The sequence below is a fragment of the Massilia sp. DWR3-1-1 genome, assembly GCF_049898325.1.
GTDB lineage: Bacteria > Pseudomonadota > Gammaproteobacteria > Burkholderiales > Burkholderiaceae_D > JAFCUW01.
This window is the reverse complement of sequence record NZ_JAFCXL010000024.1, coordinates 47,777-68,258: the sequence shown is the minus strand read 5'-3', so window position 1 is coordinate 68,258 and position 20,482 is coordinate 47,777. Positions and strand designations below refer to the sequence as shown.

At 65.9% G+C, this 20,482-nt stretch carries 13 protein-coding genes; 7 read left to right on the top strand and 6 right to left on the bottom strand.

Annotation, left to right across the window (positions count from 1 at the left end; translation table 11 throughout):
* The first annotated feature begins 176 nt into the window (after positions 1-176).
* Positions 177-2,540: a TonB-dependent receptor domain-containing protein gene (locus ACP7EY_RS20830; protein ID WP_426197020.1), complete on the top strand. Its 2,364-nt coding sequence runs from the start codon at positions 177-179 to the stop codon at positions 2,538-2,540.
* Positions 2,541-2,592: 52 nt separating this feature from the next.
* On the opposite strand, the gene ACP7EY_RS20825 is transcribed toward ACP7EY_RS20830, so the two are convergent.
* The 3 genes from ACP7EY_RS20825 to ACP7EY_RS20815 form a co-directional block, all read right to left on the bottom strand.
* Entirely contained in the window at positions 2,593-4,863 is a 2,271-nt protein-coding gene (locus ACP7EY_RS20825; protein WP_426197019.1) for an Orn/Lys/Arg decarboxylase N-terminal domain-containing protein, read from the bottom strand.
* Positions 4,864-5,060: 197 nt separating this feature from the next.
* Positions 5,061-5,672 (bottom strand): DUF4337 domain-containing protein, encoded by a 612-nt coding sequence (locus tag ACP7EY_RS20820; protein WP_426197017.1) that lies wholly within the window; start codon positions 5,670-5,672, stop codon positions 5,061-5,063.
* A 1-nt stretch (position 5,673) separates the two neighbouring features.
* Complete coding sequence (locus tag ACP7EY_RS20815) at positions 5,674-6,165, bottom strand: dihydrofolate reductase (RefSeq protein ID WP_426197015.1); 492 nt, start codon at positions 6,163-6,165, stop codon at positions 5,674-5,676.
* A gap of 223 nt (positions 6,166-6,388) precedes the next feature.
* On the opposite strand from ACP7EY_RS20815, the gene ACP7EY_RS20810 reads away from it, so the two are divergent.
* From ACP7EY_RS20810 to ACP7EY_RS20790, 5 genes are all read left to right on the top strand, one after another.
* On the top strand, positions 6,389-7,219 hold the full coding sequence (locus ACP7EY_RS20810) for a transporter (protein ID WP_426197013.1): 831 nt from the start codon (positions 6,389-6,391) through the stop codon (positions 7,217-7,219).
* Between the two features lie 38 nt (positions 7,220-7,257).
* Positions 7,258-8,865 carry a methyl-accepting chemotaxis protein gene (locus ACP7EY_RS20805; RefSeq protein ID WP_426197011.1) on the top strand — a complete coding sequence of 536 codons (1,608 nt, stop codon included), beginning with the start codon at positions 7,258-7,260 and terminating at the stop codon, positions 8,863-8,865.
* 260 nt (positions 8,866-9,125) lie between these two features.
* Complete coding sequence (locus ACP7EY_RS20800; protein WP_426197009.1) at positions 9,126-11,378, top strand: alpha,alpha-trehalose-phosphate synthase (UDP-forming); 2,253 nt, start codon at positions 9,126-9,128, stop codon at positions 11,376-11,378.
* Entirely contained in the window at positions 11,375-12,160 is a 786-nt protein-coding gene (gene otsB, locus ACP7EY_RS20795) for a trehalose-phosphatase (RefSeq protein WP_426197007.1), read from the top strand. Before ACP7EY_RS20800 ends, otsB begins: the two co-directional genes overlap by 4 nt.
* Positions 12,157-13,992 carry a glycoside hydrolase family 15 protein gene (locus ACP7EY_RS20790; RefSeq protein ID WP_426197006.1) on the top strand — a complete coding sequence of 612 codons (1,836 nt, stop codon included), beginning with the start codon at positions 12,157-12,159 and terminating at the stop codon, positions 13,990-13,992. Before otsB ends, ACP7EY_RS20790 begins: the two co-directional genes overlap by 4 nt.
* Here ACP7EY_RS20790 and ACP7EY_RS20785 read toward each other — a convergent pair.
* Positions 13,985-15,799 carry a putative bifunctional diguanylate cyclase/phosphodiesterase gene (locus ACP7EY_RS20785; RefSeq protein ID WP_426197005.1) on the bottom strand — a complete coding sequence of 605 codons (1,815 nt, stop codon included), beginning with the start codon at positions 15,797-15,799 and terminating at the stop codon, positions 13,985-13,987. The genes ACP7EY_RS20790 and ACP7EY_RS20785 overlap by 8 nt on opposite strands.
* 314 nt (positions 15,800-16,113) lie before the next feature.
* On the opposite strand from ACP7EY_RS20785, the gene ACP7EY_RS20780 reads away from it, so the two are divergent.
* Positions 16,114-17,895, top strand: coding sequence for an oleate hydratase (locus tag ACP7EY_RS20780; protein WP_426197003.1), 1,782 nt, complete (start codon positions 16,114-16,116; stop codon positions 17,893-17,895).
* A gap of 163 nt (positions 17,896-18,058) precedes the next feature.
* Here ACP7EY_RS20780 and ACP7EY_RS20775 read toward each other — a convergent pair whose 3' ends face one another.
* Together ACP7EY_RS20775 and ACP7EY_RS20770 are read right to left on the bottom strand one after the other, a co-directional pair.
* Positions 18,059-19,441 carry an NAD-dependent succinate-semialdehyde dehydrogenase gene (locus ACP7EY_RS20775; protein WP_426197001.1) on the bottom strand — a complete coding sequence of 461 codons (1,383 nt, stop codon included), beginning with the start codon at positions 19,439-19,441 and terminating at the stop codon, positions 18,059-18,061.
* A gap of 239 nt (positions 19,442-19,680) precedes the next feature.
* Positions 19,681-20,475, bottom strand: a complete 795-nt coding sequence (locus ACP7EY_RS20770; protein ID WP_426196999.1) for a thymidylate synthase — start codon at positions 20,473-20,475, stop codon at positions 19,681-19,683.
* Between the last annotated feature and the right edge of the window lie 7 nt (positions 20,476-20,482).

Genomic DNA, 20,482 nt, shown 5'->3' with positions numbered 1-20,482 from the left:
ACGGGAAACGCTCGGATGGAAGTCGCCTCTGGTGGTTTATACCGAACACATGGCTCGGCTACAATTGCAGGCCGATTCGATTCATTAACCCGGTGTTGCACTTGATACTTGAGACCGCCCCAGCTTGCCGTCCCACCCCTCTCCCTTTCGCCCGCAGGGCCGTCCCGGCGGCCATCGTGCTGCTCTTGCTCGGTGCCCACGCAGCGGCGCAGACGGTCGCCGTCGAACCGGTCGTGGCGACCAGCGGCAAGACCGACGCCCCCGCGCCCGCCAGCGCCAGGGCGGCCGCGCCGCTGCCGGCACCCACCGGCCCCGTGCAGGTGGTCAACGTGGTCAGCGAGCGCGACACCAACCGGGTCGATCGCCAGGTCTACGAGATCAAGAGCGGCGCCAGCACGGCGGGCGCCTCGATCGGCGACATCTTGAACAATGTCCCTTCCGTCAACGTCGATCCGAACGGCACCGTGCGCCTGCGGGGCAGTGAGCGTGTCACCGTGCTGGTCGACGGCAAGCCGACCGCCCAGTTGCAGGGCGAGAACCGGGCGGCCGCCATCAACGCCTTGCCGGCGGAAAATTATGAATCGGTCCAGGTGATCAACAACCCGGGCGCCGAATTCGGCAATGAAGCCGGCGGCGGCCCCATCCTGAACCTGATTTCGCGCCGCTACACCAAGCCCGGCGGCAACGGCAGCGTGGTGGCCAATGTGGGCCCGGGCGGCCGCCATAACGCCTTCGCCAACGGCAGCTACAGCGCCGGTTACGCGTCAGTCAACGGCACCCTCAACGTGCGCCGCGACGGCAGCGACAGCGACACCGTGCAAACGCGCGAACGCATCGATCCCGTCACGGGCGCACTGAGCCGCTTGCGCCAGCAGGCCAGCCGCGAGGCCATCAGCAATTTCGTGCAAGCGGGCGTTGGCGGGCGCTACAACTACAACGCCCGCGACACGCTCACCGCCTCGGTGTCGGTCAACCAGCGCGGCAACGACGCCAGCCAGAACGAGCGGTTCACCGACTTCGGCACGGGCCAGTTGCCGCTGGTCGACTACCGCACCGGCCGCGCCACCGACGGCCAGGCCCGCAACGTCGAACTGGTGACGGGGTTCGAGCGCCGCTTCGCTGCCGACGGCGAGACGCTCAAGGTGGACCTGCGCCACTCGTCGAACACCAACATCAACGACACGGCCACGCTCTACCAGGCGCTGTTGCTGCCGGGCGCGGGTGCGCCGGTGCTGCGCGACTACACGCAAAACGGCGAAACGCGGGTGCGCCTGACCGACCTGAGCAGCGATTACTCGGGCAATCTGGGGCCCGGTTTCCTGACCGCGGGCGGACGCTGGCAGCGCAACGCCCAGTCGATCGACAATCGTTACCTGTTCCTCAGTGGCCTGGTGCCCGACGCCCGGCGCAGCAATCTGTTCAAGCTCGACCAGGACGTGCTGGCCGCCTACGGCAGCTACGAAATGCCGCTCAATCCCCTGTGGTCGTTCAAGGGCGGCTTACGCGTCGAGCACACCGCGCTCGACCTGGACCAGGTCACCAGCGCCATCGTGGCCGACGACCGCTACCTCAGTTACCTGCCCAGCCTGTTCCTGACCTACAAGCTGGACAAGAATTCGAACCTGCGCCTGTCCTACGCCGACCGCATTTCGCGGCCCGCCGCGGGCGAGCTCAACCCCTTTATCAATTACGCCAACGATTACTATGTCAGTTCCGGTAACCCGCACCTGCGCCCGGTCAAGCTGCACTCGCTCGAACTCGGTTACGAAACGCGCGTGATGGGCATCGCCCCTGCCAGCCTGCGCGGCTACCTGCGCCGCGAATCGGACGTCATCACCGACCGCCGCATTTTCCTGAGCGAAAACACGCTGCTCACCACCAAGGACAACCTGGGCGACCGCCGTAGCGGCGGGCTGGAGTTTTCCGTGATGGGGATGGTGCCGCCGAACCTGCGGCTGGGCGGCATGGCCATGCCGAACATCCGTTTCATGTTCAGTGGCAACTGGGGCTTTATCGAGCAGGACCGTCTCGATGCGACCGGTCTGACGGGCCAGAAGCGCACCGCGCCCTCGCTGCAGTTGCAGGGCGGCGGCCAATGGCAGATCAGCGCCGTCGACGTGCTCACGCTGATGGCATTTCACCAGGGTAAGCAGTTGTCGGGCGAAGGCTATCGCGAGCCGTTCGGCGTGATCAACCTGGCCTATGAACACAAGTTCAACCCGCGCCTGTCGCTGAACCTGCGTGCCAACGACGTGTTGCGCTCGACCCGGCAGGATTTTCGGGTCGACACGGGCCTGCTGCGCGACCGCACCGACACCACCGTGCAGCAGCGCCGCCTGTACGTGGGCCTGCGCTACAGCTTCGGCGGTGTGACCGGCAACGACGCCGTGCGCAATGCGCTGCAGGCGGCCGGGGTGAACCCGGACACCCCGGCGGCGCGCGAAGCGATGCGCGCACTGCAGGGCACGCCGGCCAGCCCCGCGCCCGCTCCCGCTCCCGCGCCCGCTCCCGCACCGGTGCCGGTGCCGCCCGCGCAGTAACATGAAAAAAGGCGTCCGCGGACGCCTTTTGTTTTATTGCCGCAGCCGCTAGTTACAGCGGCATGATCGCATCGCTGCGCACGCAGTCGACAAAATAACCGCGCTTGCCATCGACTTCGCGCTTGACCAGGCCGTGCACGTCCGTCTCGAAGCCGGGGAAGCGCTCGTTGAAGTCACGCGCGAAGCGCAGGTAATCGACGATGGTCTTGTTGAAGCGCTCGCCGGGAATGAGCAGGGGAATGCCGGGCGGGTAGGGGGTGAGAAGGATGGCCGTGATGCGCCCTTCGAGATCCTCGATGGCGACCCGCTCGATTTCGCGGTGCGCCATCTTGGCGAACGCGTCCGACGGTTTCATCGCCGGGATCATGTCCGACAAATACATCTCCGTGGTCAGGCGCGCCACATCGTAGGCCTTGTAGAAATCGTGGATTGACTGGCACAGGTCGCGCAGGCCCATCGCTTCGTAGCGGGGGTTCATCTGCGAGAACTCGGGCAGGATGCGCCACAGCGGCTGGTTCTTGTCGTAGTCGTCCTTGAACTGCTGCAGGGCGGTCACGAGGGTGTTCCAGCGGCCCTTGGTGATGCCGATGGTGAACATGATGAAGAAGGAATACAGCCCGCATTTTTCAATGATGACGCCGTGCTCGGCCAGGTACTTGGTGACGATCGAGGCGGGAATGCCGGTCTCGCCGAACTGGCCGTCGAGCGACAGGCCCGGCGTGACCACGGTGGCCTTGATCGGGTCGAGCATATTGAAGCCGGGGGCGAGATTGCCGAAGCCGTGCCAGTCGTCCTCGGCGCGGATCATCCAGTCGTCCTGGGTGCCGATGCCTTCTTCGGAGAAGGTGTCGGGGCCCCAGACCTTGAACCACCAGTCGCTGCCGAATTCTTCGTCGACCTTTTTCATGGCGCGGCGGAAGTCGAGCGCTTCGAAGATCGATTCTTCCACCAGCGCCGTGCCGCCGGGCGCTTCCATCATGGCCGCGGCCACGTCGCACGAGGCGATGATCGAATACTGCGGCGAGGTCGAGGTGTGCATCAGGTAGGCTTCGTTGAAAGCGTCCCGGTCCAGCTTGACCGATTCGGATTCGCGCACCAGCACCTGCGAGGCCTGCGACAGGCCCGCCAGCAGTTTGTGGGTGGACTGGGTCGAGAAGATCATCGACTCCTTCGCGCGCGGCCGGTCGCGGCCGATGGCGTGCATATTCTTGTAGAAATCGTGGAAGGTGGCGTGCGGCAGCCACGCTTCGTCGAAGTGCAGGGTGTCGATTTTCCCGTCGAGCATTTCGCGCAGGGTCTCGACGTTGTACACCACGCCGTCGTAGGTCGACTGGGTGATGGTGAGAATGCGCGGCTTCTTGTTGACGGCGTTGCGGGCGAACGGGTTCGCCTCGATCTTGCGGGCGATCGACTCGGGGGTGAATTCTTCCAGCGGGATGGGACCGATGATGCCCAGGTGATTGCGGGTCGGCATCAGGAACACGGGAATGGCGCCGCACATGATGATCGAGTGCAGGATCGACTTGTGGCAGTTGCGGTCGACGACGACGATGTCGCCCGGCGCCACCGTCGAGTGCCAGACCATCTTGTTCGAGGTCGAGGTGCCGTTGGTCACAAAATAGCAGTGGTCGGCGTTGAAGATGCGGGCGGCGTTGCGCTCGGACTTGGCGACGGGACCGGTGTGGTCGAGCAGCTGGCCCAGTTCTTCGACGGCGTTGCAGACGTCGGCGCGCAGCATGTTCTCGCCGAAGAACTGGTGGAACATCTGGCCGATGGGCGACTTGAGGAAGGCCACGCCGCCGGAGTGGCCGGGGCAGTGCCACGAGTAGGAACCGTCGTTGGCGTAGTTGACGAGCGCGCGGAAGAACGGCGGCGCCAGGCCGTCGAGGTAGGACTTCGCCTCGCGGATGATGTGGCGGGCGACGAATTCGGGGGTGTCCTCGAACATGTGGATGAAGCCGTGCAGCTCGCGCAGGACATCGTTGGGGATATGGCGCGAGGTGCGCGTCTCGCCGTAGATATAAATGGGGATGTCGGCGTTCTTGTGGCGGATCTCGCGCACGAACGAGCGCAGGGCCACCAGCGCGAAGTCGGTCTCTTCGACGGAGCCGCCGCCGAATTCCTCGTCGTCGATCGACAGCACGAAGGCCGAGGCGCGCGACTGCTGCTGGGCGAACTGCGACAGGTCGCCGTAGCTGGTCACGCCGAGCACTTCCATGCCTTCTTTCTCCATCGCATCGGCGAGCGCGCGAATGCCCAGGCCGGACGTGTTTTCAGAACGGAAATCCTCGTCGATGATGACGATGGGGAAACGAAATTTCATGGGCAGCTCCAAAGCGAAGTGCCGTGAGCGCCGTCCGCGCCAGGGGGGCGGGGCGACTGTTCACGGCACCAATACGAAACAAGATGCGGATTTTCGCAGAAATAGCCGCAATTCGGTGAAAAAATAATTAACAGAAGCTTAGCCTACCTGCGGACCCGAGCCCCGCACGCCTGCCCGGGCATCTGCCACCAGCAGCGCTAGTGGGCCACGCTGGCGGCGCCCAGCAGCGCGCCCAGCGGATCGATGTGCAGCCAGGCGAAGGCGCCCAGCACCAGGCCCACCGCGGCCACCCCGTAGGCGCCCGCCATCATCCATTTTTTGCGCGTGAGCAGGGTGATGGCCGCCAGCGAAATGGCGATCTGCTCGGCCGTCGTCGCCAGCGCCCACTGGTGGTGCGCGTGCATGGCCGCGTCGGAGCGGTGGTTCCATTCATCGGAGGCGGCCTCGAATTTTTCCGCCTTCTTCTTGATGGTGCCCTTTTCGGTCTCGTAGCGGGCCATGTCGGCCTTGTATTTGGTGGGATCGACGCCGGGCAGGACCATGGCCAGTTCGGCCAGGTTCTGCTTGTTCGACTTGGCCTGGTAATAATTCCAGGCGTTGGCCGCCTCGGTCTTGTCGATGGCGGCGTTGTTCTTGAACATCGCCGCCTCGTTCTGGGTGGCGCCGCCCAGGTAGCCGAACAGCGCCCCCACGGTGGCCAGGATCGCCGTCATGACGGCGATGTTGTTGGAAAAGCTGTCGCCGCCGTGGGCGGCGTGTTCGACCGCGTGATCGTGCGGGCCGTGTACGTGAAAACCATCTCCGGACATATCAGTGTGCTTTCTCGTAGGTGACGAAACTATAGTGGACGCCGCTGGCGGACTGCTGCCGTTCGCGCGCCGTTTCCACCCAGCCGGCTGGCAGGGGCGGGAAAAAAGTGTCGCATGGGTAGTGCTGGTCGATTTCGGTGACGACCATGCGGCCGGCCAGGCCCGCATCGATCGCCTGCGCGAAAATTTGCGCGCCACCGATGATGCAGGCGTCGACCTGGCCCGCGAGCGCGATGGCCGCCTCGAGCGAGCCGGCCGTCTCGACCCCCGCCCGGGTCCAGCCGGCATCGCGCGTGACGACGATGTTGCGGCGGTTCGGTAGCGGCCGGCCGATCGAATCGAAGGTCTTGCGGCCCATGATGATGGGGTGGCCGGTGGTGACGCGCTTGAAATGGGCCAGGTCTTCCGGCAGGTGCCAGGGCAGGGCGTTGTCGATGCCGATGCCGCGCCCGGCATCCATGGCGACGACCAGCGAAATGACGGGGCGCGTCATGCGCCGCTCCGGGGCAGGCAAGCGGCGCACAGGAGGCAGGAGGATGGGGGCAAGCGGTGGGGCATGGGCACGGTGGTGGGGTTGATGGGGCCGCGCGTATTTTACCCTGCCCGGCCAGCGCCCGGCGAGCGCCCCTGTCAAGTCGTGAAAGGCGCCATCATCGCCCCGGGCTAGTCACTCTGCAGGGCTGCGATCAAGTGCCATTGTGCGGTAGAATGATTCCATGAGGAAACTGTTCGACATCCAACACAACTGCCTGGCCACGGCCGTGGCCCTGGCACTGACCAGCTTGCTGTTCGCGGGCACCGCCCATGCCAGTACCGGTGAGGGCGACGACAGCATCGTCACCGACCGTCCCGATTTCGTCGAGTCGAGCGCCGTCGTCGGCAAGGGCCGCCTGCAGGTTGAGACCAGCCTGGCGGCCGAGCGCAGCGGCCGCGACGGCGTCACCACGCGCGCCACGTCGACGCCCACGCTGCTGCGCATCGGCGTGAGCGAGGACCTCGAATTGCGCGTCGAAACCGACGGCCGGGTGCGCAGTTGGCAGCGCGGCGCGGCCAGCGACAATGCCAGCGGCATGGCCGACACCTCGCTGGGCGTGAAATGGCACGTGCGCGACGGCGCCGGCGAGGGCGGCGCGCCCGGCCTCGGCCTGCTGCTGCACGCCGACCTGCCCAGCGGCGCGCGCGCCGTGCGCGGCGATGGCGTGCGTCCGTCCCTGCGCGGCGTGGCCGAATGGGAGCTCGGTAGTGAAATGTCGCTGGGGGTGATGCCGGGCCTGGCCAGCGAACGGGCCGAAGACGGGCGCCGCTTCACCAGCGGCATTTTTGGCGTGGTGCTGGGCAAGCAGTGGACCCCGCGCTGGCGCAGCTTCGTCGAACTGTCGGCGCCGCGCATCGCCCGCGCCCGCAGCGGCGGCTCGCTGCTCAGCTTCGATGTGGGCGCCGCCTGGCTGCTCACGCCCCAGTGCCAGCTCGACGCCGCCGTCTCGGCCGGCCTCAATCGCAATACCCCTGACCGGGCCATCACCGTCGGCCTGTCGTTCAAGCTCTAGCGGCCGCGGGCGCCGTTTTCCTCATGTCAGGATACGCCATGTTTTTCTCCATCAAGCAGCGCCTGCTTTTCCTGAATGTGGCCGCGCTCCTGTTTGTCGCCATTGTCGGCCTGATCGGCTATGCCGCGGTGGGCCGGCTCGCACTGGCCATGGAGGGCATCACCGACAACGGCATCGCCATCAAGGACCAGTTGCAGGCCGACCAGGCCCATGACGCCCTGCGCGCCGACGTGCTCGCCGCCATGCTGGCCGGCGAAGCCGGCAGCGTCGACGGCGCCGCCCGCCACAAGGAAGCGGCCGACGGCGCCGCCGAACACGGGGCGCTGCTGGAAAAACTGCTGGCCTCGATGGAGAAGCACACGCGCGAGCCGGCCCTGCTGGCGGCGATGGCGAAGGTGCGGCCCGATGCCACCGCCTACCTGGCCAGCGTGCGCCAGATCATCGGGCAGGCGGCAAGCGACCGGCCGGCCGCCCAGGCCGGCTTCGCCGATTTCACCGCGCACTTTCACAAGCTGGAAAATAGCATGGAGGCACTGAGCGACGTGATCGCCGCCGACTCGTCCGGCGCGCGCGATGCCGGCGTCACCGTCGTCACCCGCTCGCGCCAACTGATCGTCCTCATCGTCGTCCTGTCGATGGCGATCACCTTCGTGTGCGGCCTGCTGGTGGCCCGGTCGATCATCGCCCCGCTCAAGGATGCGGTGGACTTCGCCAGCGCGATTGCCGGCGGCGAACTCAGTCGCGACCTCGCCCACGATGCACGCGACCACAGCGAAACCGGTCAGCTCAGTGCGGCGCTCAATGCCATGCGGCTCAGCTTGCACATGATTGTCAGCAAGGTGCGCGACAGCAGCGAAGTGATGGCCACCGCCGCCGGCGAGATCGCCAGCGGCAATATGGACCTGTCATCGCGCACCGAGATGCAGGCCAGTTCGCTGGAAGAGACCGCCGCCTCGATCGAGGAGCTGACCTCCACCGTCAAGCACAATGCCGACAATGCCCTGCAGGCCAACCAGATGGCCGCGGGCGCCGCCGGCGTGGCCGTCAAGGGCGGCGCCGTGGTCGACGACGTCGTGCGCACCATGGGCGCCATCGACACTGCCTCGCGCAAGATCGCCGACATCATCGGCGTCATCGAATCGATCGCCTTCCAGACAAATATCCTGGCGCTCAACGCGGCGGTCGAAGCGGCGCGCGCCGGCGAACAGGGGCGCGGTTTCGCCGTCGTTGCCGCCGAGGTCCGCAACCTGGCGCAGCGCTCGAACACGGCCGCCAAGGAAATCAAGGCGCTCATCGATGCGTCCAGCGCCCAGGTCGAACTGGGCAGCACGCTGGTGGCCGCCGCCGGCGACACCATGCGCGTGATCGTCGCCAGCGTGGGCAAAGTGAGCGCCGTGGTGGCCGAAATTTCCGCCGCCAGCCGCGAGCAGGACGCCGGTATCGCCCAGGTCAACCAGGCCATCGTGCAAATCGATGGCGCCACCCAGCAAAATGCGGCGCTGGTGGAGCAGTCGGCCGCCGCCGCCCAGTCGCTGCAGCAACTGACGGCCGGCCTGATCGACGTGGTGCGCGTGTTCCAACTCGGTGGCGCGCAGGTCGCCTTGCCCGCCGCCCCGCCTGCCACGCGCCGGCTCGCGCTGGGCTAAGCCTGCTTGCCAGCGGGGCCAGCGCCCGCCGGCCTTCGCCTCGCCCCCTGCGGGCCCAGATCCTCCCGCCCCACCTGGCGGCGCCCCGGCGGCGCTGGCCGCACAGCCGTGCGCGCCTCCCGCGCCACCTGATGTAAAATTGCCTTCAGGATAACTACATTTGCATCAATTAAAATTCATGGCGTACGCCGTGGTCGCGGCGCCACGCCGCGCGCTTGCCGGTGCCGATGGCGTGGGCGCCGTTCTCAAGAGGATCCTTCATGAAATTTCGCTCGATCGGACTTTCCCTGCGGTTCATCGTCCCGCTGGCGCTGGTGCTGGCCCTGTTCGGCTACCTGGTGATCCCCCTGATGGACAATTTCACGGTGCGCTGGTTCATGCGCGACCTCGACATGCGCTCGCAACTGCTCTCGCGCACCTTGCAGGAGCCCTTGCTGGAATATTTGCCGCAAAAGGCATCGAACCGCATCAACCAGCTGTTTGACCGCGCCATCCAGGACGAACGCCTGTACGCGGTCGGCTATTGCGACGCCAGGGGCGTGCTGCGCTACAAAACCGCCACCTATCCCGCCTCGCTGGGCTGCTGGCATTCGCTCGAGGCCGACCCGGACAAAAAATCGCTGGTACGCCTGCCGCAAGGACCGGTCCACGTGGCCGAGAGCGCGCTGACGCAGGACGGTGTCGACATGGGCCGCCTGATTCTCGTGCACGACATGAGTTTCATCGAGCGCCGCAGCGCCGACACGAAAAAATACATCCTCGGCTTTTTTGCCCTGCTGGCGCTGGCCATCTCACTGATCACTGTCCTGATCGCCCACCTGAGCTGGCGCGGCTGGGTCGAAGGCGTGCGCGACATGCTGCGCGGTGAACTGATGCCGCGCGCCAAGGTGGACACGCCGCCCGACATGCAGCCGCTGGCGGGCGATCTGCGCCAGATGCTGCGCGACTACCACCTCGACCGCCAGGGCGAGGGCGCGGGCAGCGGCGAATGGACGGGCGACACCTTGAAAGACCTGCTCCAGCAAGACCTGGCAGGCGACCAGGTGCTGGTGGTGTCGAACCGCGAGCCCTACATCCACGAACTGACCCCGCGCGGCATCGAGGTGCGGCGCCCCGCCAGCGGCCTGGTGACGGCGGTCGAAGCGGTCATGCGCGCCTGCTCGGGCACCTGGATCGCCCACGGCGCCGGCTCGGCCGACCACCAGACGGTCGATCGCCACGCCCACGTGCGGGTGCCGCCCGAGCATCCCAGCTATACCTTGCGGCGGGTCTGGCTGTCGCCCGAGGAGGAGCAGGGCTATTATTATGGCTTTGCCAACGAAGGCTTGTGGCCGCTGTGCCATATCGCCCACGTGCGCCCCGTGTTCCGCTCGTCCGACTGGGAGCAGTACGTCAAGGTCAACCAGCGCTTCGCCGACGCCGTCATCGCCGAGGCCACCAGCGACAACCCGGTGGTGCTGGTGCAGGATTACCATTTCGCCCTGTTGCCGCGGATGGTCAGGGCGGTGCTGCCGAAGGCCACCATCATCACCTTCTGGCACATTCCCTGGCCGAACTCGGAGTCCTTCGGGATTTGCCCGTGGCGCGAGGAAATTCTCGACGGCATGCTGGGCAGCACCATCCTGGGCTTTCACACGCCGTTCCACCGCAAAAATTTCCTCGACACGGTCGACCGCTACCTGGAAACCCGCATCGAGCAGGAAGCCTCCACCATCAGCTACGGCGGCCAGTTGACGCAGGTGGCGCAGTACCCGATCTCGATCGCCTGGCCGGAGCCGGACGACGCTGCCCTCAGCGTCGACACCTGCCGCGCCAGGGTGCGCGCCGAACTGGGCCTGCCGCCCGACCATCTGCTGGGCATTGGCGTCGATCGCCTCGATTACACCAAGGGCATCATCGAGCGCTTCGACGCCGTCGAGCGCCTGCTCGAACTCGATCCCACGATGATCGGCAGGTTTTCGTTTGTGCAAATTGCCGCGCCCACCCGCTCCTCGCTCGACGAGTACCAGAATTTCGAGGCGCGCGTGCGCAAGCTGGCCGACCGCATCAACGCGCGCTTTGCGCGCGGCCAGCACGCGCCTATCATTCTGAAAATCGCCCACCACGAACAGGCGCAATTGACGGTGTATTTCCGCGCCGCCGATGTGTGCATGGTGACGAGCTTGCACGATGGGATGAACCTTGTGGCGAAGGAATTTATTGCTGCCCGCGACGACGAGAAAGGCGTGCTGATCTTGAGCCAGTTCACCGGCGCCGCCCGCGAGCTGCACGAGGCGCTGATCGTCAACCCCTACCATATCGAGCAGGGCGCCGAAGCCTTGCAAAAAGCGCTGTCGATGCCGCCCGTGGAACAGCGCGAGCGCATGCGCAGCATGCGGCGCCGGGTCAAGGACTTCAATGTCTACCGCTGGGCCGGGCGCATGCTGCAGGACGCCGCGCGCCTGCGCCAGCGCGACCATGTGATGTCGAAAATCGACCTGCACAGCCGCCTCGCGGCACGGCGGCGCGCGTGACGGCCACCGTGCCGGGCCAGGGCCCCAGCGTGATCGATGCCGCGCCGCTGTGGCGCCTGGGCTGGCTCGACCATGGCCTGTTCCTCGACTTCGACGGCACCCTGGTCGAGCTGGCCGAGCGTCCCGAACAGGTGCGCGTGGCGGCGCCGCTGCTGGACCTGCTGGCACGCCTGCAAGTGCTGCTGGGCGGTAAGCTTGCGCTCATTTCCGGCCGCCCCGTCGCCCAGATCGACGCCATGCTGTTCCCCCTGCGCCTGCCGGTAGCGGGCGTGCATGGGCTCGAACGGCGCGACGCCGACGGCCGCCTGCACCAGGCCGCCATTCCCGACATGCGCAGCGTGCTCGCTGCCGCGCAAGCGCTGGCCGTGATCCACCCGGACCTGTGGGTCGAACAAAAATATGGCGCGCTGGCCCTGCATTACCGCCAGGCGCCCCAGCTGGGGCCCCTGTGCGACAGCAGCATGGCGGAGGCGGTGCGGCACTGCCCCGGCACGGTCCTGCTCAAGGGAAAGATGGTGGCGGAGATCAAGCCGGCCGGGGTCGACAAGGGCACGGCGATCCGCGCCTTTCTCGACGAGGCGCCGTTCGCCGGTCACCTGGCCCTGTTCGTGGGCGATGATCTGACGGACGAGGCCGGCTTCGACATGGTGCAGCGGGCCGGTGGCGTCGGCATCAAGGTGGGGCCGGGCCATAGCATCGCGCAGTGTCGCATCGACAGTCCGGGCGCCCTGTTCGCGGCGCTCGACCAGGTAGCAAGCACGCTTTTAAGGAGAATCGAATGACCGAGCAGACCACCGCCACGCCCGCCACGCCCGCCGCCGATACCGGCCGCGCCCCCGCTTCGCTCAATTGCGGGGTGGTGGGCAATTGCGGTTTTTCCGCGCTGATCGACCGCCAGGCCAGCATCGTCTGGTGCTGCCTGCCCCGTTTCGACGGCGACCCGGTGTTCAACGGCTTGCTCGACGCCAGCGAGAACGCCAGCCTGTGGTCCATCGAGATCGACGATTTCGCCCGCAGCGAGCAAATCTACGAGCCGAACACGGCGGTGCTGCGCACCAGCCTGTTCGACAGCCGCGGGCGCGGCATTGAAATCACCGATTTCGCGCCCCGCTTCAAGAGCCGCGACCGCATGTTCCATCCGCTCATGCTGATCCGCCGCGTGCGCCTGCTGGGTAGCCCGGTGCGCATCAGGGTGCGCCTGCGCCCCCGTTTCGACTGGGGCCGCCAGCAGCCCGCCGTCACCCGCGGCAGCCACCATATCCGCTACGTGGGGCCGGACCAGACGCTGCGCCTCAATACCGACGCCTCGCTCAGCTACGTGCTCGACGAAGCGTTCTTCCTGCTCGACCGCACCGTCAATTTCATGCTGGGGCCGGACGAAACGCTGGCCGACGGCATTGCCGACACGGCCCACCTGTTCGAAAAGGAAACCATCGCCTACTGGCGCACCTGGAGCCGCCGCCTGGCCCTGCCGCTGGAGTGGCAGGACGTGGTCATCCGCGCCGCCATCACCCTCAAGCTGTCGCTGTACGAGGACACCGGCGCCATCATCGCCGCCATGACCACCAGCATTCCCGAAGCGCCCGGCAGCAGCCGCAACTGGGACTACCGCTACTGCTGGCTGCGCGACGCCTTCTTCGTGGTGCGCGCGCTCAACAGCTTGTCCGAAGTGGGCACCATGGAAGATTATCTGCGCTGGCTCAGTAACGTGGTGGCGCGCGCCAAGGGCGGCCATATCCAGCCCCTGTACGGCATCGGCCTGGAAGAGCAGTTGCCGGAGTCGCAGTTCGACCATCTGACGGGTTACCGGGGCTGCCAGCCGGTGCGCGTGGGCAACCAGGCGCAGGAGCATTTCCAGCATGACGTCTACGGCAACATCGTGCTGGGCGCCAGCCAGGCGTTTTTCGACCAGCGCCTGTTCCGCAAGGCGGGCCTGCCCGAGTTCAATGCCCTCGAAGCGGTGGGCGAACAAGCTTTCCGCGTCTACGACCAGCCGGACGCGGGCATGTGGGAGCTGCGCACGCGCGCCCGCATCCACACCTCGTCGGTCCTGATGAGCTGGGCGGCGTGCGACCGCCTGGCGAAAATTGCCGTCAAGCTGGCGCTGCCGGAACGCGCGCAACTGTGGGAAGGGCGCGCCCGCCTGATCCGCGAGCGCCTGCTGCGCGAAGCGTGGAGCGACGAGCGCCAGGCCTTCGCCGAGAGTTTCGGCGGCCGCGACCTCGACGCCAGCGTGCTGCTCATGGCCGAGGTCAATTTCATCGACCCCATGGACCCCCGCTTCATCGCCACCGTCGACGCCCTCGAAGCATCGCTGTGCGACGGCCCTTACATGCGGCGCTACGAGGCGCCGGACGACTTCGGCAAGCCGGAAACGGCCTTTAATATCTGCACCTTCTGGCGCATCGACGCGCTGGCGCGGATCGGCCGCATCGACCAGGCGCGCGGCGTGTTCCAGGCCATGCTCGACGCGCGCAACCACCTGGGCCTGCTGTCGGAGGACACCCACCCGGTGACGGGCGAAATGTGGGGCAACTTCCCCCAGACCTATTCGATGGTGGGGCTGATCAATTGCGCCATGCGCCTGTCGGCGCCGTGGAACAGCGTTATCTGAGGGGCTGCCCGGCCGCGGCCGCATGGGTCGCATGCCAGGCCAGCAGGGCGTCCGGGCGCATGGGGCGGGCAAAGTAGTAGCCCTGTACCTCGTCGCAGCCCAGTGCGCGCACCGTCTCCAGCACGGCAGCGGTCTCGACGCCCTCGGCCACCACCCGGTAGCCCAGCGAGTGCGACAGGCGGATCATGGTGGCGACCAGGTCGCGCGTGCGCTCGTCGCTGACGACAGCGCGGATGAAGGACTGGTCAATCTTGACGACGTCGGCGGGCAGGATCTGCAGGTAGGACAGGCTGCTGTAGCCGGTGCCGAAGTCGTCGATGGCCAGGCCAATGCCGGCCGCCGCCAGGCTGGCCAGGGCGGCGCTGGCCTGCTGGTGTTTTTCCATCACGGCCGTCTCCGTCACTTCCAGCTCCAGGCGGGCCGCCGGCACCCCGTGCCGGGCGAGGGCGGCAATCACGCTGGCGGCGAAGTCCGCCTCGACCAGGTTGGCCGGCGAGACGTTGACCGACGCGCCCAGCGTGATGCCGGCCGCCTGCCAGCGCGCCAGCTGGGCCAGGGTCTGTTCGAGCACGAAGGCGGTGGTGGCGCGCATGAGCGCGGTGCGTTCGACGACGGGGATGAATTCGCCAGGCGAAATCACGCCTAGTTGCGGATGGGTCCAGCGCAGCAGGGCTTCGGCGCCCGTGCATTTTCCGCTATGCAAGTCGATGCGGGGCTGGAATTCCAGGTGCAACTGGCCCTCGCCTTCGAGCGCGGCACCGAAGGCGTTGAGCAGGGTGAAGCGGCGCCGGTAGACGGCGTCGTGGTGCTGGTCGTAGACGCTAACCAGGCCAGGTTTGGCGAGCGCGTCGTGGGCGGCGCTGTGGCACCAGCGCAGCACGTCGACGGCGCCGGTGACGTCGTTGACACCGGTCACAAACGGCGCCAGGCCGAAGGTGGCGGTGGTGACGAAGCGCGCGCTGCCCTTGTCGGCGTGTCCGGCCAGCATCTGGCGCAGGCGCGCGACGGCGGCGCGGTGGTCGGTTGCCCGGTCCAGCAGGCAGACGAAGCGGGTCGCGCCCACGTGGTAAATCTTGTGGCCGGGCCCCAGGAAGGTGCGCAGGACGATGATCGCCTCCTCCATCATCTCCTCGACATAGGCCACCCCCATGACGCGCACGGCGTCATCGAGTTCTTCCGGCTTGGCCAGGTTGAGCATCAGCGCGACGGCGTCGGCGCCAGCGCCCTGGTCGCGGCAGAAGTCGTCGAAATCCTCGATGAATTCGGTGCGGTTGGGCAGGCCGCTGATGGGATCGAGCCGGCCCAGCGCGTGCTGCAATTCGATCTGGGCCATCACCATCGCTGCCAGGTCCTGCAGCGTCGCCAGGTCCTGCGCCGTCATGCTGCGGGGGGCGGTGCCCAGCACGCACATCGCGCCCAGGCAATAGCCATCGCGGGTGAACAGCGGCGCCCCCGCAAAGAAGCGCACGCCGTCCGCCGCCAGCACGCTGTTACACAGGGTAGGGTGGCGCAGCAGGTCTTCCACCACCAGCACCGATTCGCCGGCGGTGACGAGATCGCATGGCGTGAGCACCCGCGCAATCTCGGTGCGCATGGTGCCCACGCGCGACTTGAACCACTGGCGGTCGCTGTCGGTGAGGGAGACGGCGGCAATGGGCAGGTCGAACAGGCGCGCGGCCAGTCGGGTGATGCGGTCGAACGCCTCGGACGGGGCGGTGTCGAGCAGGTTCAGTGCGCGCAGGGCGTTCAGGCGGCGTGTTTCTCGGTCAGCGTCGCTGGCGCAATGCAAAGGAGTCGATACGGTCATTGGACTGAATAAAATCACTATTGGTAAGTAAGTTGGCATCTGAATCTTTAACCAATAGTAATTTTGCCGGAAAAATTGCCTTGGGGTATGAATTTCTGTATAAACGGCCGAAACTGTTGTCGATACGGTCTCAGCAGGGCCTGCGCCGCCCGGCCCTGTTCCTTAGAAATATTGTCAGCGCTGCAATCTGCTCACTGCTGTAGACTCTTGCCACCCGTGTTTTCTCGCCGCGCACACTCCATGACAGCGCGCACTGGGAGCAAGCGAGTCCGGCATCCGCCGCTGGCTCGACATTGACACCAAAGGAATGAGATATGCACTACAGCAGTGGAAACTATGAAGCCTTCGTTCGTCCCCGCCCACCGGCGGGGGCCGAGCGCAAAACGGCGTGGTTTGTCGGTTCGGGCCTTGCCGGCCTGGCTGGCGCCGCCTTCCTGATCCGCGATGGCGGCGTGGCCGGCGAGCGCATCACCATCCTCGAGCAGCAGTCGATTCCCGGCGGCGCGCTCGACGGCCTGGAGGTGCCCGAAAAAGGCTTCGTGATCCGTGGCGGGCGCGAGATGGAACAGCATTTCGAGTGCCTGTGGGACTTGTACCGCTCGATTCCTTCACTCGAGATGGCGGACGCCAGCGTGCTCGACGAGTTTTATCGGCTCGACAAGGACGACCCGAATTTTTCCCTGCAGCGCGTCACCCAGTTGTGCGGCCAGGACGTTGCCGACAAGGCCCTGCTGACCCTCAACGACCGCGCCCAGAAGGAGCTGCTGTCGGTGTTCATGGCCAGCCGCGACGAAATGGAAAACAAGCGCATCAACGAGGTGTTCGGCGAGGATTTCCTCAAAAGCAATTTCTGGCTGTACTGGCGCACCATGTTCGCCTTCGAGGAATGGCATTCCGCGCTTGAGATGAAGCTGTATTTGCACCGCTTCATCCACCACATCGGCAGCCTGGCCGACTTCTCTTCGCTCAAGTTCAACCGCTACAACCAGTACGAGTCGATGGTGCTGCCGCTGGTGAAATGGTTGACGGACCGGGGCGTGGTGTTCCGCTACGGCGTCGAAGTGACCGATGTGGGTTTCGACATCGGGGCAGGGCGCAAGCAGGCCACCCGCATCGACTGGCTTGAGCAGGGCGTGGCCGGCGGGGTCGACCTGGGCGCGGATGACCTGGTGTTCGTCACCATCGGCTCGCTGACGGAAAACTCCGACGATGGCGACCATCACACCGCCGCCAGGCTCAAGGAAGGGCCGGCGCCCGCCTGGGACCTGTGGCGCCGCATTGCCGCGCAGGACCCGGCGTTTGGCCGTCCCGATGTGTTCGGCAGCCATATTCCCGAGACCAAGTGGGAGTCGGCCACCGTCACCACGCTCGATGCGCGCATTCCCCGTTACATCGAGGCGATCGCCAAGCGCGACCCGTTCAGCGGCAAGGTCGTCACGGCCGGCATCGTCACGGTCAAGGACTCGAGCTGGCTGCTCAGCTGGACGGTCAGCCGCCAGCCCCACTTCAAGCAGCAGCCGAAGGACCAGGTGGTGGGCTGGCTGTACGCGCTGTTCGTCGACAGGCCGGGCGACTTCGTCAAAAAGCCCATGCAGGACTGCACGGGCGAGGAAATCACCCAGGAGTGGCTGTATCACCTGGGCGTGCCGGTCGACCAGATCGTCGAGCTGGCCGCCACCGGCGCCCGCACGGTGCCCGTGATGATGCCTTACATCACCGCGTTCTTCATGCCGCGCCAGGCTGGCGACCGGCCTGACATCGTGCCGCAGGATGCCGTCAATTTCGCCTTCATCGGCCAGTTCGCCGAGACGAAGGAGCGCGACTGCATCTTCACCACCGAGTATTCGGTGCGCACGGCGATGGAAGCGGTCTACACCTTGCTCGATGTCGAGCGCGCCGTGCCGGAGGTGTTCAATTCCACCTACGATATCCGCGCGCTGCTGGCGGCCATCACGCCCCTGCGCGACGGCCGCGCCCTCGACATCCCCGGTCCGGACTTCCTGCGCAAACTGCTGCTGCGCAAACTCGAAGGCACCGAGATCAGCGACTTGCTCAAGCAGTTCAAGCTGATCGGGGACGAGGACGCGCAACGCTAAGGCAGCTCAGGCCTGGCCTGGATTGGGCCGGGCCCCGCGGGCCGGGCCCCGCGGGCCAGGCTCCGTCGACGGCGCCAGCGCACGCGTGGACGAACCGGTAATGGTGTAATTTACGGGACCAGCACGGCCTGGCCCGTGCCGGGCGCAAGCCTGACGGGTTCGCTCAGACCGGCGCGTTTTGCTGCGCGATGCGCACCATCTTCTTGTTGACGAACTCCTGGATACCCATATTGCCCAGTTCGCGCCCATACCCCGAATACTTGATGCCGCCGAACGGCAAGGCCGCGTCGGACCAGTCGATGTTATTAATAAACATCATGCCGGTATCGATTTGACTGGCAAGGCGCTTGCCCCGTTCGAGGTCCCGGGTAAATACCGAGCCGCCCAGGCCGAAGTCCGAATCGTTTGCCAGCGCAATGGCGGCCGCTTCATCCTTGACGCGGTAGAACGATACAACGGGACCGAAAAACTCGTCGCGGAACGCCGGGTTGTCGGGCGCGATGTCGGTCAGGATGGTGATGCCCATGAATGCGCCGGGCCGGTCGAGCCGCTTGCCACCCATCACGAGCGTGGCGCCGTGTTCCACCGCACTGTCGACCTGCTTGATCAATTGCAGCAAGGCCTCCTCGCTCGACAAGGGACCGTGCGTGGTCGATTCGTCCATCGGATCGCCCGGTATCAAGCGCGACAAGGCAGCCGAAAACTTTTCAAGGAAGACATCGGCGACGGCATCGAGCACGATGAAGCGCTTGGCCGCGCAACAGGTCTGGCCACCGTTGTACATTCGCCCCCACACCGCCCACGGAATGGTCAGGTCCATGTCGGCGTCCTCGAGCACGATGAAGGCATCGCTGCCGCCGAGTTCCATCGAGGTCTTCTTGAGATTCTGGCCCGCCCTGGCGGCCACGGTCCGCCCGGCGGCGACGCTGCCCGTCAAGGCCACGCCCTTGATGCGGGGATCGTCGATGATGGTGCCCGATTGCTCATGCGTGATCAGCAGATTGGTGTAGGCGCCGGCGGGCGCGCCAGCCTCGATCCACAGTTTTTCAAAGGCGATCGCGCATTGCGGTACGCAGGCCGCGTGTTTGACGACCACCACATTACCGGCCATTAACTGTGGCCCGGCCACACGCGCCAGCTGGTAATAAGGGAAATTCCACGGTTCGACACAGAACAGCACGCCGAGGGGGCTGCTTTCCATGTGCGCTTCACCAATCTTCGGGTGGAGTGTGACCGGTTTCAGAAAATCTTCGGCATGGTCCGCATAGTATTGCAGGATATCGGCGCTGAAAATGACTTCTGCGCGTGCTTCGCCGAGTCGCTTGCCCATCTCGAGCGTGGCAAGCCTGGCAAAGTCGTCGACCTGCGCGCGCAGCAGCGCTGCTGCCCGGGTCATGATGGCGGCGCGTTGCTGGTAGCTGGTGTGCTTCCAGGTCTGGAAGCACCTTGCTGCCGTCGCCAGCGATGTTTCCAGCTGCGCCGGGCTGAAATGCTCGAACGACTTGAGCGTTTTGCCATCATTCGGGTTGATGCTTTGATAGGACATGCGGGGCCTCTTTCTGAAATTGGGGTAGCGCGCCGCCGGGGGGAGGTCTCCGGGCGCAGCAGGGCACCGACCAGCATATAGGGCTGATCGATGCGTTCAGTGTGTTTTCGCGCTTTCAGCCGCGTCGCTGGTTTTGTGGGGCAGAAGGTGCGCGCCTGCCTGGTTGGCACGCCGGGGGCAATCGCTGGCGGACCATGGAACGGTCTTTTGAGCGCCCTTTGCGGGCACTCGGCCTGTCTTTACACCGCCACCGGCGCCTTGATATGGGCATGCGGCGCGTAGCCGGCGATCTCGAAGTCGTCGAAACGGTAGTCGAACAGCGATGGCGGCTGGCGCCGGATCAGCAGTTGCGGCAGCGGCTGGGGTTCGCGCGACAATTGCAGCTCGACTTGCTCGAGGTGGTTGGCGTACAGGTGGCAGTCGCCGCCGGTCCAGATAAACTCGCCCACCGCCAGGCCCGCCTGCTGCGCCACCATGTGGGTGAGCAGGGCGTAGGAGGCGATATTGAAGGGCACACCGAGAAAAATATCGGCGCTGCGCTGGTACAACTGGCAGGACAGCTTGCCGTCGGCGACGTAGAACTGGAACAGGGCGTGGCAAGGCGGCAGCTTCATGTTGCCGATGTCGGCCACGTTCCAGGCCGAGACGATCATGCGGCGCGAGTCCGGGCTGGTCTTGATCTGCTCGAGCACCTGGGCGATCTGGTCGATGTGGCCGCCGTCGGGCGTGGGCCAGTTGCGCCACTGGTAGCCGTAGATGGGGCCGAGATTGCCGTCGGCGTCGGCCCAGTCGTCCCAGATCGACACCCCGTTTTCCTTCAGGTAGGCGATGTTGGTCGAGCCTTGCAGGAACCAGATCAGCTCATGGATGATCGACTTCAGGTGCAGCTTCTTGGTGGTCACCAGCGGGAAGCCGTCCTGCAAATCAAAGCGCATCTGGTAGCCGAACACGGACAGCGTGCCGGTGCCGGTGCGGTCGGTCTTGACGGCGCCGGTGTCGCGCACGTGGCGCATGAAATCGAGGTACTGGCGCATGGGGACT

Bases quoted from the DNA above. Each gene is read 5' to 3' on its own strand.
- ACP7EY_RS20825 (WP_426197019.1), bottom strand. From the start codon at position 4,863: ATGAAATTTCGTTTCCCCATCGTCATCATCGACGAGGATTTCCGTTCT.
- ACP7EY_RS20820 (WP_426197017.1), bottom strand. From the start codon at position 5,672: ATGTCCGGAGATGGTTTTCACGTACACGGCCCGCACGATCACGCGGTC.
- ACP7EY_RS20815 (WP_426197015.1), bottom strand. From the start codon at position 6,165: ATGACGCGCCCCGTCATTTCGCTGGTCGTCGCCATGGATGCCGGGCGC.
- ACP7EY_RS20810 (WP_426197013.1), top strand. From the start codon at position 6,389: ATGAGGAAACTGTTCGACATCCAACACAACTGCCTGGCCACGGCCGTG.
- ACP7EY_RS20805 (WP_426197011.1), top strand. From the start codon at position 7,258: ATGTTTTTCTCCATCAAGCAGCGCCTGCTTTTCCTGAATGTGGCCGCG.
- ACP7EY_RS20800 (WP_426197009.1), top strand. From the start codon at position 9,126: ATGAAATTTCGCTCGATCGGACTTTCCCTGCGGTTCATCGTCCCGCTG.
- ACP7EY_RS20790 (WP_426197006.1), top strand. From the start codon at position 12,157: ATGACCGAGCAGACCACCGCCACGCCCGCCACGCCCGCCGCCGATACC.
- ACP7EY_RS20785 (WP_426197005.1), bottom strand. From the start codon at position 15,799: ATGACCGTATCGACTCCTTTGCATTGCGCCAGCGACGCTGACCGAGAA.
- ACP7EY_RS20780 (WP_426197003.1), top strand. From the start codon at position 16,114: ATGCACTACAGCAGTGGAAACTATGAAGCCTTCGTTCGTCCCCGCCCA.
- ACP7EY_RS20775 (WP_426197001.1), bottom strand. From the start codon at position 19,441: ATGTCCTATCAAAGCATCAACCCGAATGATGGCAAAACGCTCAAGTCG.
- ACP7EY_RS20770 (WP_426196999.1), bottom strand. From the start codon at position 20,475: ATGCGCCAGTACCTCGATTTCATGCGCCACGTGCGCGACACCGGCGCC.